The following is a 13,236-nucleotide window of genomic DNA, read 5'->3' on the forward strand; positions in this document are numbered from 1 at the left end:
GGGTGGCAAGAGCCGTGTAACGGGAGACTGTTACGCACGGTTCTGTGGGGGCCGGAGGGTGAGATTCCCTCCGGCTACCCGACCCGACGAGCTTTCCGCCGGGTGCGTCCGCGGTGAAGTTGCGGCCGACGAGGTCCGGCACCTGGCCGGTCGCGGCCTTGGTGAGGTTGAACCTCTTCGGCCGGGGCTGGCAGGGCTCAAGGCCCAGCTCGCGCATGAGGCGGCGGACCAGCTCCAGGCCGGCGGTGACACACCAGCGGTGCAGCTGGGCCTGGATGCGCCGGTGGCCGTAGGTACTGTCGGACATCTCGAAGGCCTTCTCGACGAGCAGCTTCAGTTCTTCGCGGCGCTGGGCCGTTGCGGATTCCGGGCGGGATCGCCAGTCGTAGTAGCCGGATCTGGAGACGTCGAGTCGATGGCACATGAACTCGACGCTGTATGCGTACTCCTCGGTGTCGAGTCGCATCTCGTCGATGAACTCGTACTTGCTTGCTACCGGGGATCCTTCGCGAAGTACGCCGCGCATTTTTTCAGGAAGGAGTTTTCCATCTCCAGTTCACGATTCCGCCGCTCGAGCTCCTTCAAGCGCGCCCGCTCGTTCACCGTCAATTCCGCATCGGGAGCCGGTTCCTGCTGCTTCTGATGCTTCTTCACCCAGCCGCGTAGCGTCTCTGGGTTCAGCTCAAGCTCCCGGGCTATTTCGGAGATCGTCTTGCTTGACCTCAACGCGATCTGGACGGCTTCCTCGCGGAACTCCGGCGAGTACTTACTGGGTGGCGCCACTTCTTCCTCGTTTCCGTGTTCAGGACAACCCTATTGGGTGCCTGTCCGGAAACTTCGGGGCCCCTCACTCCCGAGTCTGACCCTTCGATAGTTCATCACGTGCCACTGACAATCGGCGGCGGCCTTCGAAGAGGCCACAGCCATAGTCTTCGCAAAGCCAGCCGTGCTCCCCCCGGGTTGAACGCTCAGAGCCGCTAGCGGCAGGGCGCGGCTCCCGGGTTGCTGAGCGAACGCTCCGCTGAACTGGCAACGCTTCGGCCTTGCCGACGGCATGGAGTCACCAGCTAACCTCTGGCCAATTACCTCTCCGGTCCAACAAGGAGAATAGGGGTCCGAAGTGGGCCTCGATCGGGTTGGCCCAGGACGCGTAGGTGGGGGTGAAGCGCAGCTCGACCCGGTGCTTCTTTGCCCAACTGCGGATCTTCTCGCCCTTGTGGGCGGACAGGTTGTCCAAGCCAACGAGAGGAGATACCTGGGGAACCGCCCATGTCCTTGAGACAGCGCGCAGGCACCGTCGGGACGGGCGGCGCGGATCGACTTCAGCGCGGCCAGGGTGTTCGCGGCACCCTTCTTGCGGCGGTTGACGCCCCAGAGTGTGTCGTCGCCGACCGAGTAGCAGCCATGGAAGTACCGGACGACGTGGGTGCGGCGGTAGGTCGCCGGGTGCCGCTCGGGGTGGCCGACAGCGACCCAGCCCGAGCCCATCGTGGGCCGGATGCCGGTCGGAACGGACATCACCGCGCATCCAACCGCCCGGGACCATCACCCCGGCTAACCTTCCCGGTCAGAGGTCTACTTGTTGCGCAAGGTCTCGATTTTGGCGGCCAACACGGCCATGTTGCGCACGTGCGTGTAGTACTTGGTGGCGTACTCGTCGCCGATCGCCGGGAGAACCTTTTCGAACACTGCTGTGAGCCTCAGCAAGCCCGCGCGGCGCTGTTGATCGAGCGGGCCTTTGAGGGCTCCGGAGGCATAGCCGTAGACGTCCGCGTCAAGCAGCACCATGTCCTGGCCATCGACGTCCAGGCCGCGGAAGCCCGGCGGAAACGGCATGGCCATGTGCTCGGCCATCATCTGCGAAAGCGCGTCAAGTTTCTCTTCTAAGAGGGCGGAATGAGAGTGCATAGGAGTTTTGTCGTCACCTGAACGTGTGGCGGTGCGGCATCCCGGCCGGCCGGCGGCCATGGGCGTGTTGGGCTGGGTACCGTGAGCGAGCGCAAGCCCTACAAGACCGACGTGAGCGACGAGCAGTGGGCGCTGGTCGAGCCTGTGATCGCCGCGTGGAAGGCCGCGCATCCCTCGGTCAGCGGCCATCAGGGTCGGTACGCGATGCGGGAGATCGTCAACGCACTGCTCTACCAGGGCCGGACCGGGTGCCAGTGGGAGCTGCTCCCCCACGACTTTCCGCCGCCCGGCGCGGTGAAGTACTACTTCTACACCTGGCGTGACGACGGCATCGATCAGACCATTCACGACCTGCTGCGCTGGCAGGTGCGGGAAATGGCGCGGCGGAAGGCGGACCCGAGCCTGGTGGTGCTCGACACCCAGAGCGTGCACGCGGCGGCGGGAGTGCCCGCTGAGTCGACGGGGCGTGATGCGGCAAAAAAAGTACCGGGCCGCAAGCGCGGCCTGGCCGTTGACGTTCTGGGGTTGGTGATCGCGGTGGTCGTGGCGGCCGCGTCGGCGCACGAGAACGCCGTCGGGATCGCGCTGCTGGACAAGGTCGCCGCCGACACCGACGCCGTGGAGAAGGCCCTGGTCGACCAGGGCTTCAAGAACGCCGTCGTCGCGCACGGGGAGAAGGTGGGCATCGGGGTGGAGGTCGTGGAGCGCAATCCCGCGCAGACCGGGTTCGTTCCCCAGGCCAAGCGGTGGGTCGTGGAACGCGCCTATGGGATCTTGATGCTGCACCGCAGGCTGGTGCGCGACTACGAGCATCGGCCCCGCAGTTCGGAGTCGCGGGTGTACTGGGCGATGACCGCGGTGATACTGCGTCGGCTGACCGCGGCGACCGTGTCCGCCTGGCGCACCGCGTGACCGGCGGGGAGCTGACCCTCGGCGCGGTGCTGGCACGGCTGGTGGAGCGGGAACGCGAGATCACCGCGCAGGCCGAGACGACGCGGGAACAGATCACGCAGCTGACCACACAGCTCGACGAACTCGGCCGGGCCGCCGAAGAAGTCCGGATCACCCGCAAGACACTGCTGGGGCTGCCCGACCCGCAACCGCCCGCGCCGCCGGCACCGAAACTGCCGGACCATCCGGCCTATCAGCAGATCATGGCGGTGTTCACCGCGGCCGATCATCCGCTGCGTGCGCGGCAGGTGTGCGAGGCGATGGACGTGGCGGTCGCGCCCAACAACATCAACAACGTCCGCCTCAAGCTCAAGCGGCTGGCCGACCGCGGGATCCTGGCCGAGACCGAGCCAGGCTTGTTCACCCAGCCTCGGCCGTAGTCGACCGATGTCGCCACGACCTGCCCGCTTGTCCCGCACGAAACGAAGAATCGGGCATTAAGGTCTTATGCCGCCATCTTGCTGCCATTACCAGGTGATACTGCGCGACGTGGCCCAGACATGTGCGCCGTCGATCGGCCGAATCGGCGCCACCGGTAGCCTGTGTCATCATGACGCGCGCATGGATCTTGCCGATGTTGCTCGTGGGCTGCGGCTCGCTCGTTGCGACCGCGTTGGGCGTCAGGGGGCTTCCCGGCACCGCCGTTCCACTACTGCTGATGTTTGTCCTGCTCGCGGGGCTGAACTCACCGCTGGCGTTCCCACGGTCGATCAGTGCGGTGGAGGCACAACGCCGCAGCGCGGTCGATGGCCGACCGATCGTCTACTGGCGGGCGGGCTGCAAGTACTGCCTGCGCCTGCGGATCCGGTTGGGCCGCAGAGCCCGCCAGCTGCATTGGGTCGACATCTGGCGCGACCCGGCTGGGGCGACGGCGGTGAGGGCAGCCAACGATGGCGACGAGACCGTGCCGACCGTCGTGGTGGCGGGCCAGCCGCACGTCAACCCCGATCCTGAATGGGTGCGCGCACATCTCTCCCCATCCACCTGAGCGGCCCTGCCCCTGCCTCACTCGGAAATGGACATCAACTCACGAACCGCCCTCTCAGTGGGCGTTTAGGGATGGATTGCGATGCTGCGCCGCCTCTGCGACCAACAGCCTTTGGGTCGATTCGCGCCTTACGTGTACCTTCACGGCCTTCCGGGCGTCGACCCGCATGCCCGTTTTATCTGCTTCTTGGCGCCAGATTCCGTCTGGTTTAGCAATGGACCGAAAGATTCCCGCCAGCACGGAGCTTCCGGGCATTTCAGGCTGTACGCATTAGCAATAAATGCCTCAAAGCATATCAAAATACATGCCGCAATCCATCCCTAAATGCCCACTTAGTGTTGGAGACCCATACGCCCAGTTTCACGAGCACGGGCTCTGTCTCGCCGTCGACCGCGATCTGTTCGCTGTGGCCGCGCGGTACAGGCCGGTGGGCGCCTTCCCGTTCCACCCACTGCGTGAGGGCCGCAAGTCCGCGCTGGAACGCCTGCTGTGCCTTGCCCGGGCCCTTTGTCGCACGCGTGGCCGACGGGGCCGGAGCGGGCGCCTCAGAGAGCTGTACGCCGAACGTGGACAGTCGTTCCTGCTGCTCGGGCGACAACTGCGCCCAGGTGCCCGGCTTGCGCTGCTGCTGGAGCCATCGTCCGATGTCGTCGCCGTCCATGAGTACGCCGGGTGCGATGTCGGGCAGGTGGCCGTCGGCGTCGACCAGGTCGGCGAGGACGCGGTAGTGGCGCTGCCAGTCCAGCGGCCACGGGCAATCCCAGTCGGGGTCTACCGCCGCCAGCTGCTGCGCGCGCTCCGCCGCCCGCTCAGCGTCCTTCCCGAGACCGCCCTTCCGCCTGAGATTGGCCATATGCTGCCCGACCGGCACCATCGCGTCGCCCTCGCCCCAGACAGCGTCCTGGCGCGGCGCGAGGTGCCCGGTGGCCCGCCGGTAGGACCGGAGCGCGGCGAGCTTGTTCTCCCAGGCTTCCTCGCCGGGCTCCCACACCATCCCGGCCTCGGGCGCGTTCAGCAGGGTCTTGCGTCGCTCCTCCAGTTCACCGGCCCGCAGGGCCTTGCGCTGCTGGTGCACCCACCGCCCGAGGGGGAAGTCCTTCGTGACGCCGACCTCGGTCTCGGTGTCGTACGGGACGGCGTACAGGCCGGTGATCTCGTTCTCCGCCCGCCAGCGCAGCAGGGCCTGGTAGCCCTCCAGCCACACCAGCGACTCCGGGCGGTAGACCCGGGTGCGCAGGAACGCCGCGATCGTCGCCGCGTCGCGTGGGCTGGAGAAGTGGAGCAGCGCCGCTTCGGCAGCGGCCTGCGTGTCGTCTTGCTCCTGGTCCTCGCCGTCGCCCTCGCCGCCGGCCCCGACGATCCGGCCGTCTTCGTCCCGCCGGACGTGGACCTTGCGCTGTCCGCTGGTGAGGGCGCGGGAGGCGAGTTGCTCGACCAGGCGCTCATCGTGCGAGCGCAGGCCCTGGAGGACCGCTACAAGGGGGCGGAACGAGGCGCTGGCGACCATGTCCGTCGGGTCCTCGCCCGGCTCCAGGAACACCGGCACGATGATCCTGGCCACCTTGGTGGAGCCGTCGCGGTTCAACCGGAGCGCGCGGCCGATGTTCTGCACGATCTCCACCTGGGAGCCGCGGGTGTCCGCGAAGCAGACGGCTTCCACGCCCCGCTCGCCGGTGATGTCCACGCCTTCCCCGAGGACGCGAACGGAGGCGAGGAACGCCCTGTGTACGCGCCGGTTGTTGGCGTCGATGCCGTTGGCGAACTGGCGCAGGACCTCGCGCCGCTCGGACACGAGGTGGTCGCCGCACAGCCACGCCGACCACACGCGGTCCGGCGGTACGTGGCGGCCGGCCTCCAGCTCGTAGAACTCCGCGTCGATCGATGACTTCGGCAGCTTGTCCGCGGCGGCCAGGTCGTCGTCGGAGGCGTCGTTGACGTACAGCTCGGCAGCGGTCTCCGGCAGCTTCTCCGCGAACGCGGCGGCCTCCTCCACCTTCTGGTGGAACGTCATGACCGTACGGAGGTTGTACGCGGCGGCGTGCTCCAGGAGCGCGGTCTGCAGGAGCGCCAGGCGCCGGCCCCGCCGCGCCTCCTCCGACTCCCCGAGAACGGGGGAAGGGTCGCGGATTTCCAGGACGTCGATCTCGAACGGGGCGAGGATTTCCCGTTCGATCGCCTCCGAGAGCCCGAGTTCCGCCCCAGGCAGCCAGGCGCCGAACGTGCCGTCCGGGTCGTCGGCCATGGTCGCGAGTTCCGCCTCCTGGCCGTCCGCGCCCTTTTGCGGCCGGGGCGCGGCGAGGATGCGCGGGGTCGCGGTGAGGTAGAGCCGGAAGTCGGCGGGGATCCGGGCGTTGTCGTGGATTGCCGCCCACGGCCGCCCAAGATCACCGGCAGTTCCGTGGGCCTCATCCACGATCGCGAGGTCGAAGCCTGCCATCTGCTGCCCGTAGAGCCGCTCCCCGCCCGCCAGTGCGGTTTCTAGCGGCCCGCGAACCTTGCGCTGGCCCATTGGTGCGTCGATGTCCTCGCGGTCCACGAGAGAGGCGTACGTCGCGAACATTACGATGGGCCCGTGCCCGGCCCACAGGGCGAGCTGGATCGGGTTGGTAGTGGTACGCACCCCCAGCTCGTTCAGCACCGGGTCGCTCTCCAGCGAGCACACCGCGACCATCGGCGCCCGGTGCCCCACCAGCCGCCACGCCTGGGCGGTCTGCGCGAGCAGATCCAGGGTCGGCACGGTAACGAGGATCCGGCCGCCCGCGAACGACTCCAGCGCGCACGCGGCCGCCGTGATCGTCTTGCCCGATCCCGTCGCTGACACGATCGTGCCCCGCGCCCCCTGCGGAGGCACAGATGACCTTGCAGGGAATCCCACCCACTTACGGAACGCCGACCGCTGGTCCACCTGGTGTTCTCGAAGGCTGATCACCTCAGGCTCCTTGAGGGGTGGTGGCCGTCGGCTGGGGCCTGGCTAGCTCGGGGCCCGGCGCTGTCAGGGGGCTCTGCTGCTTGCGGCGTCGGCGTAGTTCGCGCTGGGCTTGGGCTCGGGCGCATTCGCGGGTGCAGTACTTGATGCCGGTGGTGCGGTTCTGCCCGTACTCGGCGCGGCCGCGTTGGCGGACGAAGGCCCGCCGGCAGGTCTCGTTGGCGCATTCGCGGATGGTGGCGTCCTCGGCGAGGTGGTTGTACAGCTGCAGGAACGCTACGGCCAGGAGCGTGGGGTAGCGGTCTTCCAGGCTGCCGATGCCGATGCTGAACGGCTCCAGAGCCGAGTTGAGAGAGCTGGCCAGGAAGCCGATCTTCAGGCTCAGCAGCTCCTCACGCATGTGGTCCAGGTCGCGTGGCCAGGTCTCCTCCTTGTGGCTGTTCGCGGCCTGCCACCGGGCTAGTTCCTCTTCGGTGGCCTCAGCTTCGACGAGTGCGTCCAGCCCGCCTTCGCGGCGGAGGGCCAGCCATGTGGCGATGGCGTCCTGGGCTTCTGAAACGAACAGGGTCGCCAGCTCGCCGTGAAGGGCGAACGGACCGCGCTCGGGATGGAGCCTGTTCGTCAGCTCGGTGTAGTGCTCGTGTTCGTCCACGTCCAGACTCAACGAGCCCACGCTGCCGCCCAGATGCCCGTACGTCCGCATCATGGCGGCGACCGTATCCAGATCGGCCGGGTCGAGCTCCACGAACTCGCGGAGGTAGAAGTCCTCCGGGAGCGGCACGGTCCGTTCACCGGGGGAGCGGAGTCGCGGGGTCCAGACGATCCACTCTCCCTCGGTCCTTGCGTCTGCGAGTGGGCTCAACGACGGGGCGGGAACAGGGATGCCCGGCCAGAGCGTGGGACGAAAGCGTGGGTCAACGTATGCCGCCATGTGCGGCATCATAGCCAACAGCAAGGGGTACGAAAACCGTGAAGTTCGTACCACCCCTACCGGGCCCAGCGCCGAGAGGAACCCGCCGTGACGCAGTGGCAGGACCGCAAAAACGTCGGAGACCTGCACGAACACCGAGTCGCCACCGCACTACGAGCCAGAGGCTGGACCGTCCACCCCTGCGGACAGGGCACCTACCCCAACGCCGTCCGCGACGCCCTGCGCCGCACGCGCTCCGCCTTACGTCAGTTCCCCGACCTGATCGCCGCCCGCGGCAGCGACATCGTCACCATCGACGCCAAAGACCACATGCCCAGCACCACCACCAACCGCTATGCCATCAGCACCACCACCATCAACGCCGGCCTCCAACTCACCGCCCTCCACGCCCCCACCCCCCTCTACTACGTCTTCGGCGACCTCAAAGTCCTCACCCCCGCCGAAGTCCTCCACTACACAGACCACGCCCTGCGCCACTCAAGCGGCGCCTACCACCTCGTCAGCACCCACCGCGCCCACCACTTCGACGACGTCTTCGGCACTGCCGCTGCCCAAGCCGCCTGACATTTCAGCGGTTTCGCCCCATAACGAAGGTGACAGGGAGGGCTTGCGCGTCTAGCCCTGCCGCGTCGCAGTGCGCTGTCACAGCCCGCGACCACCGGTTGTCCAGTTCTCGCGAATCCGCCCCGACGTCCCGTCACCGGCCCCCGGACCGGGCCCGGAATGCGAGGCCGACCTGATCATCGCCAAGCACCGCAACGGCCACACGGCCACGATCACGTCGCCTTTCAGGGCCACTACTCGCGCTTCGTGGACATGGGCAAGACCTGACAAGCCCGATTGTGGGATCTCGAATCCCATGTCGGAATCTCACGGCCAATGTCGGATCGCTGTCGGATGCGACACCGGCCGCGAGACCGCCCAGGTCGGAGGATCGGTGGCCCGAGCCGCCCGATGCGGACCGTCGAGCAGACACACGAGCGTGAGACTCCAGCGTCCGACAGTCGTGAGACTGCGGACGAAGCCGCAGGCCATGAGGGCAGCATCCGACACGAGCGGCGAGACCCTACACCGAGAAGCCGCTCCAGCGGCCCTCTCGCCGTCGATCTACCGCCCCGGGCCCCTCCCCGCCGCCCGGGGTGGAGATCGGCGCTCAGCAGCCCGCGCAGTCGATCACTGGCGGCGGGGGCGGCGAGCGGGTGGGTCGCCCGGGGCCGACGTTCCGTAGCCGGCGCCACACGCCCCCGCGGCCGGGCCGGTGCTCCGAGCGTTGGAGCAGCCCGATGTCGTGACGACCTCGGCCAGGTGCCGGTAGCCGTTCGGCGGTGGACGACTAGGCGCCGGGCAAGCTGGCAGTCGCAGACGAAGGCGGGCATAACGGGCGCGATGGCCGGAAGGGCGAGGTGGTCGACTGAGTTTGCTGTCGCGCCGGAAGGCCGCGTCCGGGCGTGCAGAGTCCGACGCTGACACGTCCCGACACCCAATGTGTAGTTAGTCATCCCAGTTGAACTTTCACCTGGGACTCTCACCTTGACCTTGCACATGGTCATTACACATGGCGCTTACAAGACCCGCTGGCACATCCATGATCACTAGCTGGCGCGGCGGATCCAACGGGGCTGAATCGTTTGGGTGTTGACCGCTCGCATAGCTACCGTTCAGGGCATGAAGACGACAGCGAAAGCCGAACAGGACATGCAGAAGGACGAGGCGTCCGGACGGGATACCCGGGCGGCGATTCTGACCCGTGCGATCCGGGCCAACGTGCCGCTGCGCAAGACCTTCGTCCAGGCGAACAAGGGGGCCGAGACTCGGCCAGGGCCCCTGAGGGACTTCGTGACCGGCAGGGACCTGCGTGGTCTCCGGGCCTACCTGATGATCGTGGCCGCGTGCAGCAGTGGGGACAAAGGCTGGACGACCAAGCACGACAGCGCGGTGTGGGCGCGGCTGATGGACATCGACAAGACCGCAAGCGACCAGTCTGCGCGAACGGGCGCCTGGCGGGCCCTGCGCCGACTGGAGGCGCGCAATCTGATCGAGTGCAGCCGCAAGGGGACCGCGATCAAGGTGATGCTGCTGCGCGAGGACGGCACCGGGAAGGCCTACGACCGTCCCAAGGGCGACAACGAGGAGAACAGGTTCCTGCAGATCCCGACCACGTTCTGGACGCAGGGCCGTGACGAGAAGCTGAGCCTGCCCGGCCTAGCCCTGTTCCTCGTAGTCGCCCGCGAGAAGCACTGGGCGACATTCCCCGCGGAATGGGCACCCCAGTGGTACGGCTGGTCCCCCGACACCCACGAGCGCGGCCTGAAGCAACTCGTCGAGCTCGAGTTCGTCCAGACACGGGCCTTCAAGAAGAAGGCTCCGCTCGCACCCCTCGGCTTCACCATTGCCCACCAGTACCAGCGCGCCCTCATCACCCGGCCGCGTAAGCCGCAGAAGAAGCCTGCCGTGCTGCCCACCCCCGGATGACCCTGGGGACGCCAATGACCGGAGCCTGTTCTGCTCCGACCCGCTCCACACCGTGACGGCCGATCTCATCGCTCCATGCTGTCTGCACACCCAACCCGAACCCAAGGGGCGGAGCACCACTGCTCGGCCCGTCATCCGCCTCAAGGGGAATCCCATGGCCACCACCACTCCGAACCCGCCCCAGCCCCATGGTGCTCCCGCACCGGTGTCCAATCCCCCGACCGCTCCCGACCGGGCGGAGTGGGTGTTGCCGGTGATCGTGATCGGGGCGGTGGTCGTGCTGATGGCGTGCGCGTTCGGCGCGTTCCTCGTCCACGCGTACCCGGTACTCAAGGAGCCGCTCACGATGGCCCTGAGCATTGCCACGCTGGCCGGGCTGCTCGTTGCCACGGTGGTGCTGCTGCACCGCAGGCGATGAGCACCAATACCCTCCGAGCCCCCCGGTGGTGACAGGGAGTCGGCGGAACCGGGACCGGTGCTGGCCGGGGGACGTCCCCCGGCCAGCACCGGTGTGCCGTCCGGCCCGGAGCTGTCTGCCGTTAGCCTGTCGCCATGGCATGGGAGTGGGGGGACGGGGCCGGGCTGATCGGCGGAGCCGCAGGCGTCTTCGGGGTGTTTGTCGCGTGGGCGAGTCTGTCGAAGGCCAAGGAGGCCAACAAGACCGCCAAGGAGGGTCTCGTGCTTGCCTGCAAGGCGAACGAGATCGCAGACGCGGCGAAGAACTTGTCGGACCAGGCCAACGCACTGTCCCGCGAGGCCAACCAGGAGAGCGTCGCGTCGAACGCGCTGGCTCACGAAGCCAACCGCATCGCGACGGACGCCAACCAACTGGCACAGAAAGCGAACGACCTGTTCCACCAACAAGAACGCCGCGGAGTCGAGAGCCACGACGTGCACTGGGACGGAGAGTGGGTACGGCCGGGCGTGTACCGCCTGCGCAACGACGGAACCCACACCGCCTATGACGTAAGTGCCACCGTGACTGTGGACAACGAACAGATGCGCGCGACAATCCCTCAGATCGACGGCAGAGAACACCTCACACTCGACTTCCCGGAGGCGCGGCTGCAACACCGCGTTGAACGCCGCCGTCGGCAGGAAGAAGAGCAACGGCAATCCCTATACTTCAACCCTCCGGTAATTCCAGACTTCCACTTCATCGAAGAGCGGGTGCATTGGAAGACTGAACTCGGCACGCCTAAAGCGCATATTGAAAGTAGCGACATGAGAGGTCTTGGAGAATTCGACTGATCTGATGCCAGCCTCTGGCAGGGCACTCCGGAGGTGTTGTCTCATTTCGTGATGATCTGTAATTTTTTGTCAGTGGTTGCTCGGCATCGTGATGTCAGTGTGGTTGGTATCGGGTTTGTGCTGGTCAGCGTGATGTGGGCCGGGTTTCGGGTGGTGACAGGGATGCCGGTCTGGCGCTGACGTTTTTGGTGATGGTGCAGGTCAATTGGTTGCCGGTCGGTATGACATGGGGTGCGTTGTCGCTGGTCAGCAGTGTGCTGGCCAGGAGTTCCAGGGATGTGCTGCGGGTTGAGGCGCTGGATCTCAGGTGCACGGTTGTGCTGGGGTGGTACCCGCACCCGCTGTAGACCGGTCGGGCCGTCATGGCGGACAGAGAGTCCGCGGTGGCCGGCACAGCGGGTACGAGGGCGGCGGCGAGCGCCGCGCCGATGATCAGGTGTCGTCGCATGGACAGCCCAAGGTGTCGCGCACAGTCCGGGATACGGGCCCCAGAGCCCGATCACCCGAACGGGGGCGGCGCCAGCGCACCACACGGGCCCCTCGCATTCACGTATGTCGGATACCGAGGTTCACATCGACGTGCAACGGCCCGTGCTGGACAGCCACTTGTGCTTGTGATCTTCTTCTCTTGTAAGCGTGCCGTGGCCGGGGAGGCCGCGCGGCACGTCGCAAGGTTGGGGAGGAAATGAAGAGAATACGCAAGGCGGCGCTCATTTTTGCAGCGTCCGCCTCATTGCTCATCGCGCTGCCAGTTGGGTCCGCGCAGGCCGCTCCTGCGTACGCATTCAACGCGTCGTACGGCAATAGCACGATCAGGGGAACGGTTTCGTTTTCGCTTTCTCACCAAACTGTTCAAATTGACGGCGTGCAGCACATAGCCGACGGAGCACATTGCAAGCAAGCGATATTCAAGGCATACAATGATGTGGATATGGCCAGGGGCGGGACTACTGTCCGATGTCCCGCAGGCGACCATCCCTTTTCTAGTACTCTCACTCTGCCCCAACCCGGTGGGATTGCAGACGTTTGGATCCTCTGGAACACCCCCGAAGGCACGGGCGCAGCGATGCGGCTCGCTGAGATTCATTGCACCCCTAACGGTAACGGATGTGTTTAGGGAAGATACTCGCTTGCCGGAACGGGCTGCCGCGCAAGCGAGGGGGACTCCGGTGCCGTGCGCGCCGAAGGTTCCCTGTCCCAGTTCTTGAGGAAACCATCAATTCACCCGGGTCGACGGCGTCGACCCGGGTAGTGGGGCGACGGGCCAGTTCTCACCGTTCTTGTCTGTGGCTCGGAGTTGAGTAGACGTCTCCTCAACTCCGAGCCGGGGCCGGTTGAGACACGGTGAAGTCTGCCAAGGGGGCAGGCCGCTCCGGCATCCCGCCCGCACAGCGTTTCACCGCTAGTGGGCAACGGCAGTGCGAGTCGGGAGTTTTCCTCAGCTGCTGGAAGCAGGGCTGCTGACACGGCACCAGCAGCACGAACCGGCATGGAGTACCGAAGGGCTTGTCTGGCGCAGGGGCGCCACGCCCCGCTTGAAGGCTCCGGAGCCGCCCGTACCGGCCTTCGCCGGGGCCTCCTTCGGTGCGGGTAGCGGCTCGATGCCGAGTTCGGTCAGACGCTCGCGCTGCCCCTGTGCAACAGGCCCTGCCACACGGTGTGTTCGCGCCGGCGCGCCAGCCACTGCCGACGTCCGTGCCGTGGACGGTGACGCCGGGCAGCAGCTCGGTCAGGGCCGCTTTGTCGGCCAGGAGCTCGCGTACGGCGGCGTGGTGGCGTTGCCAGTTGACTGGCGACGTGGAACCGGGT

The 13,236-nt window shown here is 66.8% G+C and carries 13 protein-coding genes and 1 pseudogene; 7 read left to right on the forward strand and 7 right to left on the reverse strand.

Annotated features, from left to right (window positions below):
- The 4 genes and pseudogenes from ACIHCQ_RS43835 to ACIHCQ_RS43850 all read right to left on the reverse strand — a co-directional run.
- The coding region (locus ACIHCQ_RS43835) for an IS3 family transposase (protein ID WP_399674829.1) at positions 1-526 on the reverse strand (526 nt) is incomplete at its 3' end.
- Complete coding sequence (locus ACIHCQ_RS43840; protein ID WP_399674831.1) at positions 493-783, reverse strand: transposase; 291 nt, start codon at positions 781-783, stop codon at positions 493-495. The genes ACIHCQ_RS43835 and ACIHCQ_RS43840, both read right to left, overlap by 34 nt.
- A 277-nt stretch (positions 784-1,060) precedes the next feature.
- A pseudogene (locus tag ACIHCQ_RS43845) lies at positions 1,061-1,509 on the reverse strand (transposase); the annotation flags it as partial.
- A 66-nt stretch (positions 1,510-1,575) separates the two neighbouring features.
- Complete coding sequence (locus ACIHCQ_RS43850; protein WP_399674833.1) at positions 1,576-1,908, reverse strand: hypothetical protein; 333 nt, start codon at positions 1,906-1,908, stop codon at positions 1,576-1,578.
- An 81-nt stretch (positions 1,909-1,989) separates the two neighbouring features.
- Here ACIHCQ_RS43850 and ACIHCQ_RS43855 point away from each other — a divergent pair, with 81 nt between their 5' ends.
- From ACIHCQ_RS43855 to ACIHCQ_RS43865, 3 genes are all read left to right on the forward strand, one after another.
- Entirely contained in the window at positions 1,990-2,820 is an 831-nt protein-coding gene (locus ACIHCQ_RS43855) for an IS5 family transposase (RefSeq protein ID WP_399674834.1), read from the forward strand.
- Between the two features lie 26 nt (positions 2,821-2,846).
- Positions 2,847-3,239 (forward strand): hypothetical protein, encoded by a 393-nt coding sequence (locus ACIHCQ_RS43860; protein ID WP_399674836.1) that lies wholly within the window; start codon positions 2,847-2,849, stop codon positions 3,237-3,239.
- 170 nt (positions 3,240-3,409) lie between these two features.
- On the forward strand, positions 3,410-3,847 hold the full coding sequence (locus tag ACIHCQ_RS43865) for a glutaredoxin domain-containing protein (RefSeq protein WP_399674838.1): 438 nt from the start codon (positions 3,410-3,412) through the stop codon (positions 3,845-3,847).
- A gap of 295 nt (positions 3,848-4,142) precedes the next feature.
- Here ACIHCQ_RS43865 and ACIHCQ_RS43870 read toward each other — a convergent pair whose 3' ends face one another.
- Together ACIHCQ_RS43870 and ACIHCQ_RS43875 are read right to left on the reverse strand one after the other, a co-directional pair.
- Positions 4,143-6,776 carry a Helicase associated domain protein gene (locus tag ACIHCQ_RS43870; RefSeq protein ID WP_399674839.1) on the reverse strand — a complete coding sequence of 878 codons (2,634 nt, stop codon included), beginning with the start codon at positions 6,774-6,776 and terminating at the stop codon, positions 4,143-4,145.
- A gap of 1 nt (position 6,777) precedes the next feature.
- Positions 6,778-7,554 (reverse strand): hypothetical protein, encoded by a 777-nt coding sequence (locus tag ACIHCQ_RS43875; protein ID WP_399674841.1) that lies wholly within the window; start codon positions 7,552-7,554, stop codon positions 6,778-6,780.
- Between the two features lie 237 nt (positions 7,555-7,791).
- Here ACIHCQ_RS43875 and ACIHCQ_RS43880 point away from each other — a divergent pair, with 237 nt between their 5' ends.
- The 4 genes from ACIHCQ_RS43880 to ACIHCQ_RS43895 all read left to right on the forward strand — a co-directional run bounded on the left by ACIHCQ_RS43880 (position 7,792) and on the right by ACIHCQ_RS43895 (position 11,427).
- Complete coding sequence (locus ACIHCQ_RS43880) at positions 7,792-8,268, forward strand: hypothetical protein (protein WP_399674842.1); 477 nt, start codon at positions 7,792-7,794, stop codon at positions 8,266-8,268.
- Positions 8,269-9,369: 1,101 nt separating this feature from the next.
- On the forward strand, positions 9,370-10,176 hold the full coding sequence (locus ACIHCQ_RS43885) for a hypothetical protein (protein WP_399674844.1): 807 nt from the start codon (positions 9,370-9,372) through the stop codon (positions 10,174-10,176).
- A gap of 154 nt (positions 10,177-10,330) precedes the next feature.
- On the forward strand, positions 10,331-10,594 hold the full coding sequence (locus ACIHCQ_RS43890; RefSeq protein WP_399674846.1) for a hypothetical protein: 264 nt from the start codon (positions 10,331-10,333) through the stop codon (positions 10,592-10,594).
- 134 nt (positions 10,595-10,728) lie between these two features.
- Positions 10,729-11,427, forward strand: coding sequence for a hypothetical protein (locus ACIHCQ_RS43895; protein WP_399674847.1), 699 nt, complete (start codon positions 10,729-10,731; stop codon positions 11,425-11,427).
- Between the two features lie 124 nt (positions 11,428-11,551).
- On the opposite strand, the gene ACIHCQ_RS43900 is transcribed toward ACIHCQ_RS43895, so the two are convergent.
- Positions 11,552-11,875: a hypothetical protein gene (locus tag ACIHCQ_RS43900; protein ID WP_399674849.1), complete on the reverse strand. Its 324-nt coding sequence runs from the start codon at positions 11,873-11,875 to the stop codon at positions 11,552-11,554.
- Positions 11,876-13,236: the final 1,361 nt, after the last annotated feature.

It is taken from the genome of Streptomyces sp. NPDC052236 (assembly GCF_044548015.1).
Lineage (GTDB): Bacteria > Actinomycetota > Actinomycetes > Streptomycetales > Streptomycetaceae > Streptomyces.

Bases quoted from the DNA above. Each gene is read 5' to 3' on its own strand.
- ACIHCQ_RS43850 (WP_399674833.1), bottom strand. From the start codon at position 1,908: ATGCACTCTCATTCCGCCCTCTTAGAAGAGAAACTTGACGCGCTTTCG.
- ACIHCQ_RS43885 (WP_399674844.1), top strand. From the start codon at position 9,370: ATGAAGACGACAGCGAAAGCCGAACAGGACATGCAGAAGGACGAGGCG.
- ACIHCQ_RS43890 (WP_399674846.1), top strand. From the start codon at position 10,331: ATGGCCACCACCACTCCGAACCCGCCCCAGCCCCATGGTGCTCCCGCA.
- ACIHCQ_RS43865 (WP_399674838.1), top strand. From the start codon at position 3,410: ATGACGCGCGCATGGATCTTGCCGATGTTGCTCGTGGGCTGCGGCTCG.
- ACIHCQ_RS43900 (WP_399674849.1), bottom strand. From the start codon at position 11,875: ATGCGACGACACCTGATCATCGGCGCGGCGCTCGCCGCCGCCCTCGTA.
- ACIHCQ_RS43895 (WP_399674847.1), top strand. From the start codon at position 10,729: ATGGCATGGGAGTGGGGGGACGGGGCCGGGCTGATCGGCGGAGCCGCA.